Below are 17,503 nucleotides of genomic sequence, written 5' to 3'. Positions count from 1 at the left end.
CTCGGAAATCTGTGTGCACAGCATAGAGTGTTCGGATGCAGGGTCGTCGAAAACGTTCCGTATGCAGGCGTTCAAGCCGCAGAAAATACGTGGTTGCGCCGCTCAGTCAAGACATACGAACGCGTTAAATGCTGACTGGCCAAGGCTGGCTACACTGATGGCAACTGGCTCAAGAAACGCCAATGCGAGAGTTGCCGAGTGCAGCGACTGACGGGGGCATCGCTTTCGCAGCCTTCGGCAGCTTCTACAGGTCCGATGCTTGCCGTGAGACGTGCGGTGCCATGGGCACAGAGGCAGTCCCTGCAGGCACTCAATTCCGGCAGGCAGTCTGCTATTGGATAACAGGCGGCGAACATGAAAACCCCCGACTACGATCACCCCATCCTTATCACGCCCTGCAAAGGCTTGGTTAGCGTGTTCTTCAGAGACACGCTGCTCGCCCGCAGCGATCACGCGCTAGTGCTCGAAGAAGCCAAATACCCGCCCGTTATATACATACCCCGTTCGGATATACGGATTGAACATTACGTTAGAACCGAACATCAAACCCACTGCCCGTACAAAGGCGATGCCCATTATTTCAGTCTCGATATCCATGGGCTGCGTATCCCGAACGCAGTCTGGAGCTATGAACAGCCTTATCGAGCCGTGGCGCAGCTCAGGAATCACGTGGCGTTCTACCCGGATCGGGTGACGTTCGTGAGTGAGTTGCCGCAGGGCTGACAGGACGCTTTTGGGCAGATGCAGGTGGCCAGTGGACCCATGTCCGTTTTTACCGGTTGCTCATAAATGAAATGCTCGACGCCGCACTCCCTGAACAAACAGGTTGCGGCCACGCCGGAGATTCACACTGATGATCAGCCCCTCACGCGAGCCTCGCCAGATTCCAGCGGCCAACGAACTGCTCAAGCGTTATCAGAACGTACGCAGCCGAACCCGTAATCTTGCCGCCCCTCTGAGCGCCGAAGACATGGTAGTCCAGTCCATGCCGGACGCCAGCCCGGCCAAATGGCACATCGCACACACCACGTGGTTTTTCGAGACCTTCCTGCTCAGCGAAAACATTCCCGGCTACGAGCCTTTCGACCCAGCCTTCGGCTACCTCTTCAACTCTTATTACGAAGCCGTTGGCCCGCGTCATCCCCGCCCGCAACGTGGTTTGATGACACGCCCCGGGGTTGATCAGGTAATGGCTTATCGCGAACACGTCGATCGCCATATGAGCAGCCTGTTGCAACAACCGCTGCCTTCGGCGCTAAACAGCCTGATCGAACTGGGTCTTGCTCATGAAGAGCAGCATCAGGAGTTGCTGCTGATGGACATCCTTCATCTGTTCAGCACCTCTTCCCTCAAACCGGCTTACGACCCTCAATGGCTCAAAGACAGCGCCGGGAGACGTGGCCGGTATAAGCCTTTGAAAGGCGGGCTGACCGAGATTGGTCATCAAGGCAGCGACTTTGCTTTTGACAACGAAGGTCCGCGGCACACCACTTATTTGCAGTCCTTTGAAATCAGCGATCGACTGGTCACCAACGGCGAATGGCTGAAGTTCATGGACGCGGGGGGGTACAGTCAGGCAGGGCTGTGGTTGTCCGAGGGCTGGACCATCGTTCAGGAAAACGGCTGGGACGCGCCCATGTACTGGCAACACGACGACGATCACGGATGGCGTTGCATGACGCTGCGCGGTCTTGAGCCCCTTGATCCGAATGCGCCAGTCACGCACATCAGCTATTACGAAGCAGCGGCCTTTGCGCATTGGGCCGATGCGCGATTGCCCACCGAGGCTGAATGGGAAGCGGCGGCGTTGGCAGGGCTGCTTGAGCAAGTGGACGATGTAGCCTGGCAATGGACGCAAAGTGCGTACAGCGCCTATCCCGGCTTTCGCCCTGCTGCCAGCGCGGTCGGTGAGTACAACGGCAAGTTCATGATCAATCAGATGGTCTTGCGCGGCGGGGCCAGCGTGACGTCGCCCAGCCATTCGCGAGCGACGTACCGTAACTTCTTTCATCCGGAAAAACGCTGGGTGGTTTCCGGCTTGCGTCTGGCGCGGGACAGTCGCCAACCCGGTGTGGTTAATCCCCATGACAGCGAGTTCGCCCGTGACGTCATAGCCGGGCTGTCATCACCGGTGAAAAACCTGTCACCGAAATACTTCTACGACGCCTCAGGCTCGCAACTGTTCGAAGCCATCTGCGAGACCGCAGAATACTATCCGACTCGCGCGGAGACTCGCCTTCTGACCGACGTGGCAAGCCAAATGGCCGGGCTGATTCCTCAGGGCGCTGCGCTGGTCGAGTTTGGCAGCGGTGCCAGTGACAAGACCTGTTTACTGCTGGACGCTGCGCCGCAGATCGGCGTGTACGTGCCCATCGACATCAGCGCCAATGCGTTGAATCGAGCCGCGCATCAGCTCAGCAACAAGTACCCGCATTTGACGGTGGCGCCGCAGGTTGATGATTTTACCCGGGCCTTGAAATTGCCCAGGGCAGCTGACGGTTTGCCGCGCGTGGGTTTTTTCCCAGGTTCGACCATTGGCAATTTCACCCCTGAGCAGGCGGTTAAATTTCTCCGTGCGGCCCACAGTCTGTTGGGCGAAAACGCACATTTCATTGTCGGGGTCGATCTGGTCAAGGACCCGCAGACGCTAGTCGCGGCTTATGACGATGCTCAAGGCGTGACCGCTCGCTTCAATAAAAACCTGCTGACCCGAATCAACCGCGAACTGGACGGCACTTTCAACGTTGATGATTTCGAGCATCTGGCGCTGTGGAACGATCAGGACCTGCGCATGGAAATGCACCTGGTCAGCCGAGTGGAGCAAGTGGCCTCGGTGGCGGGGCACACCTTCCATTTCGGCGTCGGCGAACGGCTGCATACCGAGAACTCGCACAAGTTCACCGTTGAGTCGTTTACCGCGCTGGCTGCCAGTGCGGGGTGGTCGGTGAGTCAGCATTGGGTTAGCACCGAGCCTGAGGTGGCGCTGTTTACCCTGCACGCCTAGCGGTGTTTACCTACCGGAAAGCCAGCGCGACGTGCGCTGGCGCTGATCAGCAGTGCCGTTAAAACCCGGCGATCTGGCCCGCCAGTCAGCATGCATCGCCGAAGCTGCGGGCCTTGATCGATTTCCTCAAAGAGCACTTATTGCCTGTGGGTGGCCATCAGAAAATTTGAATGAACACCCAGTACAGCGATCCCGACAGCAGGATCGCCGCTGGCAGGGTCAATACCCAGGCCATGGCCAGATTGCGCAGTGTCCGTAGTTGCAGGCCCGAGCCGTTGGCGACCATGGAACCGGCCACACCGGATGACAGTACATGCGTGGTCGAAACCGGCAGGCCATACATGTCGGCTGCGCCGATGGTCATCATCGCCACGACTTCTGCAGAGGCGCCCTGGGCATAGGTCATGTGGGTCTTGCCGATCTTTTCGCCGACCGTCACCACGATCCGTCGCCAGCCTACCAGCGTGCCCAGACCCAGCGCGATGGCAACCGCGATCTTGACCCAGGTTGGAATAAACCGCGTGGCGCTGTCGATCTGATCCTTGAACAGTTTGAGTTTGTCCTGAGTGTCAGCGTCGAAATTGCCGACCTTGTTTTTCTCCATCAGGCGGATGGTTTCCGAGGTCAGGTACATGTCGTTACGCACGTTAGCGACCGCTTCGGCGGGGACTTTGGACAGCGAGCCATAACCTTTGACCTGAATACCGATCTTGCCCGCCATCACCGCCAGGGCCGGAATCAGCTCCGGGGTTTCCTGTTTGCTGACCAGATACTGCGACAGTGTCTGGCGTGGATCAGCCGGGGCGGGCAGTGGTGCGTTGCGGGTCAGTGCCTGTTGAGTGACTTCGGCGACGGCGGCAAATTGAATGGACTGATCGGCGGGCATTGTGCGGTTCAACGCGTAAGCCATCGGCAAGGTGCCGACCAGAATCAGCATGATCAAACCCATGCCTTTTTGCCCGTCGTTCGAGCCGTGAGCGAAGGAGACGCCGGTGCAGGTCACGATCAGCATGCCGCGAATCCACCATGGCGGTGGCGAGTTGCCTTCTGGCGCTTTATAGAGTGCGCGGTTCTTGATGAATGCGCGCATCGCCAGCAGTAATAACGCGGCACAACCGAAGCCCACCAAGGGTGAAAGCAGTAGCGAGTAACCAATTTTGGTCGCTTGTGACCAATCCACGCCGCTGGTGCCATCGCGACCGTGCATCAAGGCATTGGCAATGCCGACGCCGATGATCGAGCCAATCAGCGTGTGAGAAGACGAGGCGGGCAGGCCCAGCCACCAGGTGCCAAGGTTCCAGATAATCGCGGCGATCAGCAACGCGAAGATCATCGCAAACCCTGCGCCGGAGCCGACCTGCAGGATCAGTTCAACCGGCAGCAAGGCGATGATGCCGAACGCCACTGCACCGCTGGAAAACAGCACGCCAAGAAAGTTGAAGAGTCCCGACCAGGCCACAGCAAAACCTGGCGGCAAAGAGTGGGTGTAAATCACCGTAGCGACGGCGTTGGCGGTGTCGTGGAAACCGTTGACGAACTCGAACCCCAAAGCGATCAGCAACGCCACGCCCAATAATAGAAACGGCGTCCAGGTGGTCACCACGGTACCCATGTCGTCCACGTCTTGCTTGAGGCTATAGGCGGTGAACAGCAAACCCGTGGCAAGAATGGCGAAGAAAATCACCATCGTCAGGGTGCTGGGTTTGCGGTGCAGTTGGGGTTTTGAGGCGCTGGCGTGTTCGAAGGAGTCCGGGGCTAACGTGCTGGTTGCCATGGTGCTTGATCCTGTTGAAGAATGGATTTGCCCATGTTCATTACAAAATGTTACCGAGATGCTACACAAGTCAATGAACTTGGGCTTAGTCAATGTTTTCGGATGATCGGCATGCACCAACAGCTGTCTTGATTTGGAATGCGGTCCCCTGTGGGAGCCGGGCTTGCCCGCGATAAACGATAACGCGGTTTGTCTTCACATCGCGTCTCATGTATCGCGGGCAAGCCCGGCTCCCACGGGAGATCGCGTTTCATTTAAAGAATGCATGGACCTGCCGAGCCTCAGCCCCGTTTTTTGCTCATCGCACTGAACCCTTCCTTCGATTCACTGCCTCATTCCTCATCATTTAACTCACTGGCGGGCCTTCCCATGCGTACTCTCGAATTAGCGGATAAACAGGTTCCGGTTATCGGCCAGGGTACCTGGCATATGGGGGAGCGACAGGACCTGCGTTCGGCCGAGATTCGCGCCCTGTGTCAAGGCATCGAACTGGGGATGAACCTGATCGATACCGCAGAAATGTACGCTGACGGTACCGCCGAACAAATCGTCGGCGAGGCCATTGCCGGGCAGCGCGATAAAGTCTTCGTGGTGAGCAAGGTTTATCCGCATAACGCCAGCCGACAAGGCATCCCGGCGGCCTGCGAACGCAGCCTCAAGCGGATGAAGACCGACTACATCGATCTATACCTGCTGCACTGGCCGGGTTCTTATCCTCTGGAAGAAACCGTCGAGGCGTTCGAGCGTCTGCGTGAAGAAGGCAAGATCGGCCGTTGGGGCGTCTCGAACTTCGACGTGCCCGACATGCTGGAGCTGGGCAATCCTGCCTGCGCGACCAATCAGGTGCTGTACAACCCGGAAGATCGCGCCATCGAGTTTGATCTGCTGCCTTGGGCGCATGCCAACAACCTGCCCATCATGGCGTACTGCCCGATTGGTCAGGGTCAGGCGGGTAACCTCCTGCATCATCCGGCGTTGCACGAGATCGCTTTGCGTCACAATGCGACGGCGGCGCAGATCAGCCTCGCGTGGGTATTGCGTCAGAGCAACATGATCGCGATCCCCAAGGCGGTCACTCCCAAGCACATCGAACTCAACGCCGCGGCGGCTGAGTTGGTCCTGACCGCACAAGACCTCGCGGACCTGGACAGAGCCTGGCCGGTACCGACCCGCAAGATGCCGTTGGCGATGGTTTGACGGACTGATCAATATGAATCACTGAAGGGATGCGATCTTATGTGGGAGCGGTGCTTGCCCGCGATAAGAACGCCGCGGTTTATCCTTCAAACCGCGTCGCCTTTATCGCGGGCAAGCACCGCTCCCACAGGGAATCGGAGAATGCTCAGACAGTGGAACCGCCTCTTACCCATTCAGCTATTCTTGCAATAAATTGCAACAAATCTGCAACAACCGCTTGTCATGATGCGCACTTCGTCCCTTTGCCATGGACCCGGCGCATCACGGCCAGCGAGCATTCATGAACCAAAGCATCGTGCAGAACCACCAGGATTCAGATCTGTTCGGCCTGCTTTACGGTTTCAGTTTCAAGCCTGGAGAAAGCGGCAGGGAAATCGGTTCTGCTGCTGCACTGCACTGCCTGGATTCCAGCCAGGACAGTGAAGAGTTCATCTGGCTGCATCTGAATCTGGCCCATGCGGCTTGTGAGCGCTGGATGAAAACCCATCTGCGCCTGCCGGACGAGTTCTTCGAAGCCCTGCACGAAGGCTCCCGCTCGACCCGTATCGAACATGTGGATTCCGCGCTGCTGGCGGTGGTCAACGACGTGGTCTTCGACTTCAACATGTTGTCGACTGACATTTCCACGTTGTGGGTCTGCACTCACCACAACCTGCTGATCACAGCCCGGCTGCATCCTTTGCGTTCGGTGGACAAGCTGCGTTCTTCGGTCAAGCGTGGCGAGCGGTTTCGTTCGCCCCTTGAGCTGTTGGTGCATCTACTACGGGATCAGGGCGAAGTGCTGACGCAGTTTTTGCGCAAGACCAGCTTGAGTGTCGACAAGATCGAAGATCAGTTGCTTTCCCAGCGGCTGAGCAACAACCGCTCGGAACTGGGTGCCATGCGCCGGGTGTTGGTGCGCTTGCAACGTCTGTTGGCGCTGGAACCTGGTTCGCTGATGCGCCTGCTGCATCGTCCGCCGGACTGGTTGCTGGAGGCGGATGTGCAGGAGTTGCGTCAGTCCACTGAGGAGTCGGCGCTGGTGATCAGTGACTTGGTGGCTTTGGGGGAGCGGATCAAGTTACTGCAGGAGGAGATCGCCGCGAACCTTAACGAGCAGAGCAGCCGCACGTTGTTTACGTTAACGGTAGTGACGGTGCTGGCGCTGCCGATCAACATCGTTGCGGGTTTCTTCGGGATGAACGTTGGCGGTATTCCGTTGGCGAGCGATCCTGAGGGTTTTTGGGTGTTGGTGGCGCTGGTTGCGACGTTTACGTTGATTGCGGGGCGGTGGGCGTTTCGCAAAAGTCGGGATCAGGGGTAGGTTTTTGCGCTTTCGCGCGTTAGGTGGTTTGAGTACATATCCGTTGGTGGGGTAACGGCTGACATTGGTTGCGCTTTTACAGCGCGTTACTTTCGCCTGGGCCGGCTTCCGGATCTTCGAAAGTGACGCGCTGTAAAAGCGCAACCAATATCCGCCATCACCGCAGTAACGGATATGCACACAAGCCGCGACAGCTACGCAAAAACGCTCAAGGCTTGGCTCCGCTACTCTCCCAACCCCCACCCAACGCCAGAAACAGATCAATCTGCCCCATCGCCACCTGCGTATTGGCCGTCGCCAACTGCGCACGCACATCGGTATAAGTCCGGGTCGCCTGCAAATCTGCCAGAAACGAAGCACGCCCCGCCTTGAAGAAACGATGCGTCTGATCCGCTGCCTGCTCCGCAGATTGCGCGGCATCAGTCAGCGCATCGCGGCGTTGTAACAGGGCCGTATATTGCGCCAGACCCGTCTGGGTTTCCCGGATAGCATTCAGCACCACACCATCAAAGCGCGCCAATGCCGCCTGGCTTGACGCCTCAGCCTCATGAATCCGCGCACGAGCGCCGTTCGACGGTACTGTCCAGTTAATCAACGGACCAAAGCCCCATCGATTGGCGACCGGCTTGCCCAGGTTTTCCAACAGACCCACAGTGCCGACCGTCGCACCAATGCTGATGTCCGGGTACAACTCACCCGTCGCCACACCGATTTCAGCGGTCGATGCCGCCAGACGCCGTTCTGCCTGACGTACATCCGGACGACGCTTGAGCAGTGCTGCGCCATCACCCACCGGCATGACCTGCGCGATATGCGGCAATTCATTACAGGTGCTCACGCCCGCCGGTAGTTGATCCAGCGGTTTGGCCAGCAGCATCGACAAACGATAGAGACCGGTCTGACGCAAGGCTTCGTAACGCGGCAGTTCAGCGCTCAAGGATTTGAACTGGGTTTGCGAGCGCGTTACCTGAGTTTCATCACCACGCCCGGCGTCACGCAGACGCTGGGTCAGGCTGACGCTCTGCTGTTGAAGGTTCAGCGACTCCATGGCGATGTCATGTTCTTCGTTGGCGGCGCAGACCTGGGTGTAGGCGCGAACCACGTCAGCCACCAGGGTAATACGTGCGGTGTCGGCCGCAGCCTGCGCAGCGTCGACATTGGCGCTGGCCGCTTCGATGCCTCGTTGCAGCGTGCCGAACAAATCAAACTGATACGAAGTGGTGATACCTACATCACCCACGTTGCCCACCGGGACTTTCTCGGACAGCAAAAACGCTTCGCCGGACTCTTGAAGGCGCTGAGCACCGGCTTTGGCGCTGGTGGTAAAACCGCCCGCAGCCTCGGCTTCGGAGGTCTGATAACGAGCACGTTGCAGGTTCGCGGCAGCGATGCGCAGGTCGGTGTTGGAGGCCATGGCCTGCTGCACCAGTTGATCCAGACGTGGGTCCTGATACAGACGCCACCAGTCAGCAGGCACGGGCGCAGAAATCGTGTTGACCGATTCCCCTGCCAACTCGCCCTGCAGGTCCGCGCGATTGATCGCGGCGTCTTTGGGCAGTTTGTAGTCGGGGCCAACCATCTGACACGCCGACAGCAGCAAGCCAAGCCCGACCGTTGCCGTCAGGCGCGTGAGGTGTGTCATTTGCCAGGCTCCTCTGTGTGAATCTCCTGGCTGTCTTCGATGATCGACACCGTCGCCGTCCGCCCGGCGATCATGCGGAAGTTGTCCGGTACTTCGTCGAAGGCGATGCGCACTGGAATGCGCTGGGCCAGGCGTACCCAACTGAACGCCGGGTTAACGTTGGGCAGCAGGTTGGAGCCACTGGTGCGGTCACGGTCTTCGATACCGGCGACGATGCTTACCACGTGACCACGCAGACGGGCGTTATCGCCGACTACCCGGATGTCCACGCTCTGGCCAATATGAATGCCGTCGAGCTTGGTTTCTTCGAAGTAGCCATCAATGTGGAAGGACGCGTTATCCACCACTGACAGGACAGGTCGGCCAGCGGTGACGAACTCGTGGGAGCGCGGTGCCCGGTCGTTGAGGTAGCCGTCCACGGGGCTGCGAATCACTGAGCGATCCAGGTTCAACTGCGCGGCATCCACCGCGACTTGTGATTCCTGTAACGCCGACAGCGCGCGAGCTTCCCGGGACTGGCTTTCTTCCAGTTGCTCACGGGCCACCAGATTACCGAGGCCACGGTTTCGCTTGTTCTCGCGGCGGGCCTGTTCCCAGGTTTCCTGACGCTCGGCAACCGTCGCCTTGGCCTGGCGTAACGCGAGGCGGAAGCGGTCCTGGTCGATGGTGAACAGCACCTGGCCTTTGCTGACCAACTGGTTATCCCCGACTTCGACTTTCTCGATCAGCCCGGACACGTCCGGCGCGATCTGGACGATGTCGGCGCGGATGTGACCGTCGCGGGTCCAGGGCGCGTACATGTAATACATGACCATGCGCCACACGACGATGGCAGCAAAGGTCACAACCAGCAGAGTCAGGACCACGCGGCCCAAAGTAAGCAGAGGTTTTTTCATTTCATCAGGTATCGACTGAGAGTATCCACGGCGCCGAGCAACAAAGCGTATAGACCTACGTTGAACAATGCCCGGTGCCAGACCAGACGGTAGAAATGGGTACGCGATAACACCGCGTGGACCCCGAGAAACAGTAAATAGGTAATGCCCATCAGCGCGAGAAACGTGGGCACGAAGACCCCGCTGATGTCCAGATCGCCAATCATAGGGACGCTCCGTCAAGGCCGTGGGGCGCAAGTTCTTCGGTTTCGGTCGCCGCGTTGACGATTTCCACGCCGGGTAACAATGCCAGGCGCAGGCCGCTCAGGGCGTGTAACAAATGCTGGCGGGCCGGATCCAGCCCCAGTGACTCAACACTCAGCGCACGGCGGGCGCGGTCCATGGTCATCAACATGCCTTTGGGCGCGGGCAGACGTTCGTTCGCTTTCAGGCAGGCCTTGAAGTGGCTGCCGACTTCTTCCACGACCTGACGCAAGACTAACTGTTGTGCCGCATGCGCCCTGGGTAACCAGGCCAGCATGTCGAGCAGATTCAGCGCCACACGGAGGTCACGCAGGGCAATACCGGTGTCCTGAGCTGTGATAGTCAGACGCGGCAGTTGCTGCATCAGACGATCAAGCATCTGCGCGCCCATGGCACGGTGTTCCGCCAGCGAGGCCGGTTCGCTCAGGGCCACAATGTCGCGCCAACTGAAGCGGGTCAGGCGTTTGACCGCCAGCTCCACGCCAAACGGACGCATGATCAGGGTCCATATAAAGGCAAACAGCAGACCTACCGGACCCGCCAGATTCGAGTTGATGAAGTTCAGAAAGTCCGCGTCATAGGCGCTCTGGATGCTGACAAAGGACGACGTGTTGACGATGGTCAGCAAGGTGCCGAGATAAAAACGCGGCTGAACGGTCAGGGTGCCGACGCAGATAAACGGCACTGCGAAGGCGAGTACCAGCATCGGAAAATCATGCAGGTTGGGCAGGACCACAAACAGGTAAAGACTGGCGAAGAGCACGGACAGCATGGTCCAGAAGAAGAACCGGTAAATCTGTGGAGCCGGATCGTCCATCGCTGCGAAGAAGCTGCAGGACACGGCGGCCAGTGCCACGGCGGCTGCACCGTCTGTCCAGCCGAGCAGAATCCACAGCACCGAGGCCACGATGATCGCCAATACCGAGGTCATCACCGAATAGAGCATCAGCCCGCGATCCAGAAACGGCGTGATGCGCGCCAGCCGCCAATGCCGGTAGACGGCGCGCCATGGCGTCTGATCGTCAGTCTTGATCGCGTGTTGCAAGGTGCGGCAGTCCTGCCACAAGTCAATGAACTCACCCAGCCGATACAGAGCGTTGGACAGCAGCAACTGGCGGCGGTCGTCGAGCTGCGCTTCAGTCGGTTGCAAGCGCTCAAGCTCCTGATGCAAGGCTTCCCATTGTTTTGTCTGCAGGCCGCTGGCGGTGTTTTCCAGCCAGGCGCGCGTCTCGATCAACAGCGGCGCGAGATTGGCGACCAGTTCTGGCGTGCGCCGCTCCAATGCCCATAAAGCGTCATCCAGCGCATCGATCACCGGCAGCAGGTGGATCATGCGGCCGCGCAGCTCTTTGGCGTTGCGCACTGTTTGTTTGCTTGCGCCTTCATGAGGAAGTTGGCCGATCATCAGCTCAAGGGTATTAAAGGTGCCGACCATCGAGCTTCGCAGCGCGCCGACTTCTTCAGTACTCGTGTTGCGCGCCAGGAAGCGATCGCTGTAGGCCGAGGCATCGGTAAACCATTTATCCGCCGCGCCTTGCATGACCGGCGCCAGCCGACGTGGCCAGAACATGCTGCCGACAACAGCCGCGCAGATGATGCCGAGGAAGATTTCTTCAGTACGGGACACGGCGATCTCGAACACCGCTTGCGGGTTGTCCACCACCGGGAATGAAATCAGCGGCATGGTGTAACCCGCCAGCATCAGCGCATAGCTATTGGCGGTGCGCAGATGCAACGACAGAAACAGCAAGGTACCTGTCCACAGAGCAATCACGACGGCCAGCAGAAACGGTGTCTGCACGAACATCGGCACGATAAAGACCGAAGCCGCAGCGCCCGTCAAAGTACCCAGCGCACGGTACAACGCTTTGGAGCTGGTCGGGCCTACGAATGGGCTGGAAACGATATAGACCGTTGCCATTGCCCAGTACGGCCGCGGCATTTCCATGAGCAGGGCGATGTACAACGCCAGCATGGACGCGCCGAAGGTGCGTACACCGTAAAACCAGTCTCGTGCGGGGGGCACGCCGGCGAAGAAATCTTTCAAAGCGACCCCGTGCTGTCTTGATTGGCGGCGTCGCTGAACGCCTTGAAGACCCGCAGGGTCGCTTCGAGGTCTTCCTTGGCCACGCCTTTGAGCACCTCGCGACGCAAGCGCAGCAATTCGTCCTCGATGGCCAGCGCCACGACGCGACCATTTTCGGTGAGGCTCAGGGATTTCGCCCGACGATCCGACGGGTCTTCGGTGCGGCAAACGATGTCGGCGTTGCAGAGCTGGTCCAGCAGGCGGACGAGGGTAGGGCTTTCCATACCTGCGGCGTGTGCAACGGTGACCTGATTCACGCCATCACCAAGACGCAGAATCATCAACAGTGGAGCAGCGCAGGCTTCGGAAACGCCGTAACGCACCAAGGTGTTGTGGCAGATACGGCGCCATTGGCGGGATGAGGCGACCATGCCGCTGCTGATGCTCATCTGCAGGGAATCAAGGGACATAACGGAACCGGTGGAATTAGTTAGCGAGGACATTGTTCGTGACAATATAATTAGCTTGCTAACTATAATCCTGTAACAAAGTCTTACAGTCAAGCCTGAATTGCCGAGTGGCAGTGGGGATTTCAAGAGCCGGAGGAAGGGTAAAGAGGACGATAAAGACACGGGTATTTAAGAAAAGTGCCCGGAGAAGTAATTATTTTCATACCGTTCGTCGGCTATCAGCGAGGGTTTTTTGCCTCTTAAAGCTCGTTTCATGGACGCTCGTCCAAAAAACTGACGTGGTTCACATTTTGAGGTTTGTAGATTTGATGGCCTCTCCAGGTCAGCCAAGGGTCCGGTCAGAGGCGCGAGGAATGATGCCGAAATAGTGGCTTTAGGAGGTTTGTGTTGTTTTATTGACGCCAATCCAGTGCCGTGCACCGTTCAGAAAAAAATCGATTCAGCCGATATGCCAGACGAAGCCATCGGGTAGCCACAACGCCCGGTTTAGAGACCTTTGTCGGTGCGCTTGTCGCACCTTGTGAGCATGCAATGATCGACCTCGCCACCTGGAACCTTTCCATTCCTGTAGGCACTCCATCCGTCATTATCGATACCCCCAAGCTGGTTCAGGGTTATCAGGATGGTTATTTTCGTTCGGGCAATACTTTGTTCTTCTGGGCACCAGTGACGGGGTCCAAAACCGAGAACGCTAAATTTCCAAGGACGGAACTGCGAGAGACGACAGCGGACGGCAAAGTTTACAACTGGACCTATTCCCAGGCGGACAACTTCCTGCGTGCTGCACTCACGGTCAATCAAGTGCCTTCTACCGGCAAAATCGTTATAGGCCAGATTCACGCTTTCCAGAGCACCGAGCCGTTGCTCAAGGTGGAGTACCAGTTCAAGGAAAAACTGCAGACTGGCAATATCGTTGCCAAGTTTCGTCGTGGTCCGGACTCTGAAATCGAAGTGATCAACATTGCTTCAGGCGTGCCTTTGAACGAACGCTTCAGCTACAGCATCCATCTGACTCCGGCAGGCAATCTGTCAGTCAATGCCGCTGATTATGTGTGGAGTGCCAAGCTGGATGCAGGCTGGAAAGACAAGCTGCTGTACTTCAAGGCGGGTGTGTATACCCAGGACAACACTGGATATGCCACCGAAGGCGGGGCTGCAACGTTTTACAAGCTGATCATCAATCACGACAAGAAGGCGTGAATAAGGCTTGGCAGATATCTCACAGGGGAATGCAACACCCCTGTGGGAGCTGGGCTTGCCCGCGATAAACGATAACGCGGTGTGTCTTCAAACCGCGTCTCATGTATCGCGGGCAAGCCCAGCTCCCACAGGATCGGGTCAGATCAATTCCACCCCAATCCCACAGGATCGGGTTAAATCAATTCAAGCCCAGCTTGCCACGCAGGGTCGACAGGTCTTCAGCCAGGGTGTTAACCGGGCCAACCAGCGCTTTGCGGTCGTTCTCTTTCACTTTGTCGTACGTTTCGAAACCGCCATCTTTGGTCTTGTACTTGGCCAGGATCTTGTCCACGGTCGCGAAGTTCTTGTCGACCTTGGCAGCGAACACCTTGTCGGACTTCTCGATTTGCGGACGGAACAGGTCGACGATTTTCTTCGCGCCGTCGATGTTGCCCTGGAAGTCATACAGGTCGGTGTGGCTGTAGCGGTCTTCTTCACCGGAGATCTTGGTCGCAGCGACTTCTTCCAGCAGCGCAGCAGCACCGCCCACTACCTTTTCAGGCGGGAAGGTCAGACCGGCGACGCGGGTTTCCAGATCCTTCACGTCGGCCATCAGCTTGTCAGCGATCGGCCCCTGATCCTTGGTGGTGTTCTGCGAAAACAGTGCATATTCCAGGCGGTGGAAGCCGGTGAAGTCCTCGGCATTCACGCCAGCTTCGTGGTCATCGACACGTGAGTCGATGGACGCATCAAGATCGCTGAACAGTTCAGCCATTGGCTCGATTTCTTCGTAAAACACGCGGGTGGGCGCGTACAGCTTTTTGGCTGTAGCCAGGTCGCCTTTCTTCACTGCATCGGTGAATTTCTGAGTGTGGCTGACCAGTTCACCAATTTGTTCGGTGACGTAGATCTTGTAATCCGAAACCGGCCCTACCAGGTCCAGCGGCGCGGTGGCGGCGAAGACCGGGGTCTGCAGCAGACCTGCGGTGAGCAGCAAAGCAAAAGGCAACTTCTTCATGGGACTCTTCCTGTTGAGGTGGCTTTTAAGGGGGAGCGATTACGCGGTTTTGGTCTCGGACCTGGCCGAAGCCTGAAGCAGTGAACGACCGATGAAGTCCTGGTCATTGATCACACCGGGCAGGGTGAAGAAGTACCCGCCGCCAACCGGCTTGAGGTACTCCTCCAGAGGCTCGCCATTGAGGCGGGTCTGCACGGTGATGAAGCCTTTTTCGAGATCGGACTGGTAGCAGATGAACAGCAGGCCCATGTCGAGCTGACCGTTCTTGTTGACGCCGTTGGAGTAGTTGAACGGCCGACGCAGGATCAGGTTGCGCTGGCTTTCAGCGGTTCGCGGGTTGGCCAGACGGATGTGCGAATCCAGTTTGGTTTTCTTGCCGTGAGGGTCGGCAACATAGTCCGGTACGTCGGTTTCAACCTTGCCGTCCATGGGCGCGCCGGTGGTTTTGACCCGGCCGAAAATCGCTTCCTGTTCCTGCAGCGGTGTGCGGTCCCAGCGTTCAACGAAGTTGCGGATTATCCGCACCGCCTGGTAGCTGCCGTTCGCTGCCCAGCCCGGCTCGTCGCTGCCCGGTTGCACCCAGACCAGTTCGTTCATGGTCTTCTGGTTGTTGGAATCCGGGTTGGCCGAACCGTCGCGGAAGCCAAGGAAATTGCGTGCGCTTTCCGGAGGCTGGCCGGGTTTCTTCGGCGCTTGCGGTGGCACGGTGCCTTCCTGTTTCCAGCGCACCAGCAGCAGATCTGGCAGGTTTTTCACGATGTCACGCAGGGCGTGGATGTTGCTGTCGGCGCTGTTGGCGCAGAACTGAATACTCAAGTCGCCGTGGCAGCTGTCTGCTTCCAGCGCGTCGTTGGGGAAACCCACCATGCGGCTCAGACGCTTGGGCTTGACGCTTTCCAGACCAAATCGCTCGTCGAACAGCGAGTCGCCCACCGACACGGTGATGGTCAGGTTATCCGGAGTGACCACAGGGCCGAGGATGCCGGAGTCTACTGGCGGCAACTTCGGATCGACCTGCGGTACCGTTCCGCCGGTCATCAAGAATGTGATGCGCTCGTTCAGCGTGCGAAACAGACGTTCCAGGTCTTCACGGTCAGCGGCCAGCACATCAAAGGCCACCAGCATGCCGGAGGCCGGACGCGGGTTTACGATGCCGGTCTGGTGGATGCCATGGAATTCATTGTGGTCAGCGGTTTTCTCGCTGTTCGGTGCTTCGGTGACCTGGGCCGGAGCCGCGGCCAATACGTTGCCGCTCAGGCTGCTGCCCGCCAATGCCGCCCCAGCAGCACCGAGGCCGAGCAGCACTCGACGGCGTTGTACGGATTGCGGAGCGTTGCTGTTGTCTGAGTCGTTCATGGCTAATTGTCTTTCTCGAAATCAGTTATTTGGTCGCAGGGAGATCGGTCTCGATTTACTTGTTGGAGCGAGGCTTGCCCGCGAAGCAGTTGGCACGGGGCTGCCAGACACACCGCGTTATCGTTATTCGCGGGCAAGCCTCGCTCCAACAGAAATCGAAAACCCCCGCGGAACGGTTTTATCAAAGCCCCGAAAGCCCCAGCGCTTCGTCTATCCCGTCCAGCGCATCCGCCAGCGCCTTGGCTTTGTCGGCAATCAACTTGCGTTGCACGGCATCCACCTGATCGTAAGGGCGCAGGCCGCTGTCGGTGCTCAGGCCGTTCAACTCAGTGTCCAGTGCCGCGGCGGCTGCATCGATCTGCTCCAGAAGAGGCTTGGCACTTTTGGCCAGCATCGGGCGCAGCAGGTCGATGACTTTGCGAGTGCCTTCAAGGTTGGCAACGAAGCCGTTCAGGTCGCTGTGGCTGTAGCGTTCTTCTTCGCCGTTGCTGCGGATTTCGGCGAGGCTGCGCATGTTGCGGGCAATCACGCTGGCGAGTTGTTCCGGGGCCATGCTCTGCGCCAGCAACTGCTGCTTCAGTGTGGTGACATCGGCTTGCAAACGCTGCGCGACTGGCAGCAGTCCATCAACGCTGTGCTTGTCGAACAGGCCGTACTCGATACGATGGAAGCCGCTGAAACCGGAGTCCTGCTCACGTTTTTCGTAATAGTCGGCGCGGGCGTTGATTACGTTGTCCAGTTCAGCCAGGCGTTGGGCTGCCGGGGCAATCCGCTGATAAGCAGCACGCGCTGGAAGATAGGCGGCCTGGGCTGCGCTCAAGTCGCCCGCTGCAATGGCCTCCTGCAAGGTATTCACCGCCTTGATCAACGCTGAACCCTGCATGCTCAGATAAACCCGGTACTCCGACAACGGGCCGATAAAGGCCACCATCGAGGGGCGCGCCTTGGCATTGGCTTCTGACTCGGCGGTCGGTGTCACGTGCAGCGTGCCACGCGGGTTGCTCAACAGGCCGCAAGTAATCGCGTAGTCGCCGGGTTGCAGGTTGGCGTTGATGACCTGGCTCAAGCCTGGCGCAATGTTTTCCCGCTCTTCAATCACCAGAACGCCATCGAGGATTTCCCATTCAACGGCCCGCTCGGAGCGGTTGACGATACGGAAGGCGTTCTTGCCAGCCGGTACGGTGAGCGCATTCGGCTCGCAGGCATGGGCATGAATGGTGACCACGGTTTCTGCATTGTCATTGGCGGCGCGCTTTTTCATCGCAGCCTGCGATGCGTAATAAAACAGCACGCCTGCAGCAATCATGAGCACCACGGAGCCTGCGACAGCTAATTTCAAGGCGCGAGGTGGCTTGGCTTTATCTGAAAGCCCTGTAGGACGATTCGACATGGGTT

At 58.3% G+C, this 17,503-nt stretch carries 14 protein-coding genes; 5 read left to right on the top strand and 9 right to left on the bottom strand.

The window, feature by feature from the left end:
• The first annotated feature begins 354 nt into the window (after positions 1 to 354).
• Entirely contained in the window at positions 355 to 723 is a 369-nt protein-coding gene (locus ACYASS_RS07825; RefSeq protein ID WP_463585709.1) for a DUF427 domain-containing protein, read from the top strand.
• Positions 724 to 853: 130 nt separating this feature from the next.
• Complete coding sequence (gene egtB / locus ACYASS_RS07820; RefSeq protein WP_463585708.1) at positions 854 to 3,004, top strand: ergothioneine biosynthesis protein EgtB; 2,151 nt, start codon at positions 854 to 856, stop codon at positions 3,002 to 3,004.
• Positions 3,005 to 3,161: 157 nt separating this feature from the next.
• On the opposite strand, the gene ACYASS_RS07815 is transcribed toward egtB, so the two are convergent.
• Positions 3,162 to 4,778 (bottom strand): inorganic phosphate transporter, encoded by a 1,617-nt coding sequence (locus ACYASS_RS07815; protein ID WP_243249115.1) that lies wholly within the window; start codon positions 4,776 to 4,778, stop codon positions 3,162 to 3,164.
• A gap of 369 nt (positions 4,779 to 5,147) precedes the next feature.
• Here ACYASS_RS07815 and ACYASS_RS07810 point away from each other — a divergent pair, with 369 nt between their 5' ends.
• Positions 5,148 to 5,975 (top strand): aldo/keto reductase, encoded by an 828-nt coding sequence (locus ACYASS_RS07810; protein ID WP_463585707.1) that lies wholly within the window; start codon positions 5,148 to 5,150, stop codon positions 5,973 to 5,975.
• A 280-nt stretch (positions 5,976 to 6,255) separates the two neighbouring features.
• Complete coding sequence (locus ACYASS_RS07805; protein WP_463585706.1) at positions 6,256 to 7,278, top strand: transporter; 1,023 nt, start codon at positions 6,256 to 6,258, stop codon at positions 7,276 to 7,278.
• A gap of 208 nt (positions 7,279 to 7,486) precedes the next feature.
• Here the strand turns inward: ACYASS_RS07805 and ACYASS_RS07800 are convergent, their stop codons facing one another.
• The 5 genes from ACYASS_RS07800 to ACYASS_RS07780 are packed head-to-tail and all read right to left on the bottom strand — an operon-like array spanning position 7,487 to position 12,555.
• On the bottom strand, positions 7,487 to 8,920 hold the full coding sequence (locus ACYASS_RS07800; RefSeq protein WP_463585705.1) for an efflux transporter outer membrane subunit: 1,434 nt from the start codon (positions 8,918 to 8,920) through the stop codon (positions 7,487 to 7,489).
• Positions 8,917 to 9,816: an efflux RND transporter periplasmic adaptor subunit gene (locus ACYASS_RS07795; RefSeq protein WP_463585704.1), complete on the bottom strand. Its 900-nt coding sequence runs from the start codon at positions 9,814 to 9,816 to the stop codon at positions 8,917 to 8,919. The genes ACYASS_RS07800 and ACYASS_RS07795 overlap by 4 nt, the downstream gene beginning before the upstream one ends.
• Entirely contained in the window at positions 9,813 to 10,022 is a 210-nt protein-coding gene (locus ACYASS_RS07790; protein WP_027902485.1) for a DUF1656 domain-containing protein, read from the bottom strand. Before ACYASS_RS07790 ends, ACYASS_RS07795 begins: the two co-directional genes overlap by 4 nt.
• Positions 10,019 to 12,106 carry an FUSC family protein gene (locus ACYASS_RS07785; protein WP_463585703.1) on the bottom strand — a complete coding sequence of 696 codons (2,088 nt, stop codon included), beginning with the start codon at positions 12,104 to 12,106 and terminating at the stop codon, positions 10,019 to 10,021. The genes ACYASS_RS07790 and ACYASS_RS07785 overlap by 4 nt, the downstream gene beginning before the upstream one ends.
• Positions 12,103 to 12,555, bottom strand: a complete 453-nt coding sequence (locus ACYASS_RS07780) for a MarR family winged helix-turn-helix transcriptional regulator (protein ID WP_463585702.1) — start codon at positions 12,553 to 12,555, stop codon at positions 12,103 to 12,105. The genes ACYASS_RS07785 and ACYASS_RS07780 overlap by 4 nt, the downstream gene beginning before the upstream one ends.
• Positions 12,556 to 13,086: 531 nt before the next feature.
• Between ACYASS_RS07780 and ACYASS_RS07775 the strand changes: the two genes are divergently transcribed.
• Positions 13,087 to 13,755 carry a polysaccharide lyase family 7 protein gene (locus tag ACYASS_RS07775; protein WP_243248587.1) on the top strand — a complete coding sequence of 223 codons (669 nt, stop codon included), beginning with the start codon at positions 13,087 to 13,089 and terminating at the stop codon, positions 13,753 to 13,755.
• A gap of 178 nt (positions 13,756 to 13,933) precedes the next feature.
• Here the strand turns inward: ACYASS_RS07775 and efeO (ACYASS_RS07770) are convergent, their stop codons facing one another.
• From efeO (ACYASS_RS07770) to efeO (ACYASS_RS07760), 3 genes are all read right to left on the bottom strand, one after another.
• On the bottom strand, positions 13,934 to 14,752 hold the full coding sequence (gene efeO, locus ACYASS_RS07770; RefSeq protein WP_122663806.1) for an iron uptake system protein EfeO: 819 nt from the start codon (positions 14,750 to 14,752) through the stop codon (positions 13,934 to 13,936).
• A 39-nt stretch (positions 14,753 to 14,791) separates the two neighbouring features.
• Positions 14,792 to 16,108, bottom strand: a complete 1,317-nt coding sequence (efeB, locus tag ACYASS_RS07765; RefSeq protein ID WP_463585701.1) for an iron uptake transporter deferrochelatase/peroxidase subunit — start codon at positions 16,106 to 16,108, stop codon at positions 14,792 to 14,794.
• A 181-nt stretch (positions 16,109 to 16,289) separates the two neighbouring features.
• Positions 16,290 to 17,498 (bottom strand): iron uptake system protein EfeO, encoded by a 1,209-nt coding sequence (gene efeO, locus ACYASS_RS07760; RefSeq protein ID WP_463585700.1) that lies wholly within the window; start codon positions 17,496 to 17,498, stop codon positions 16,290 to 16,292.
• Positions 17,499 to 17,503 lie beyond the last annotated feature (5 nt).

The sequence above is a fragment of the Pseudomonas sp. HP_14 genome (assembly GCF_055283875.1).
This window is presented reverse-complemented; position numbering and strand designations above follow the sequence as displayed.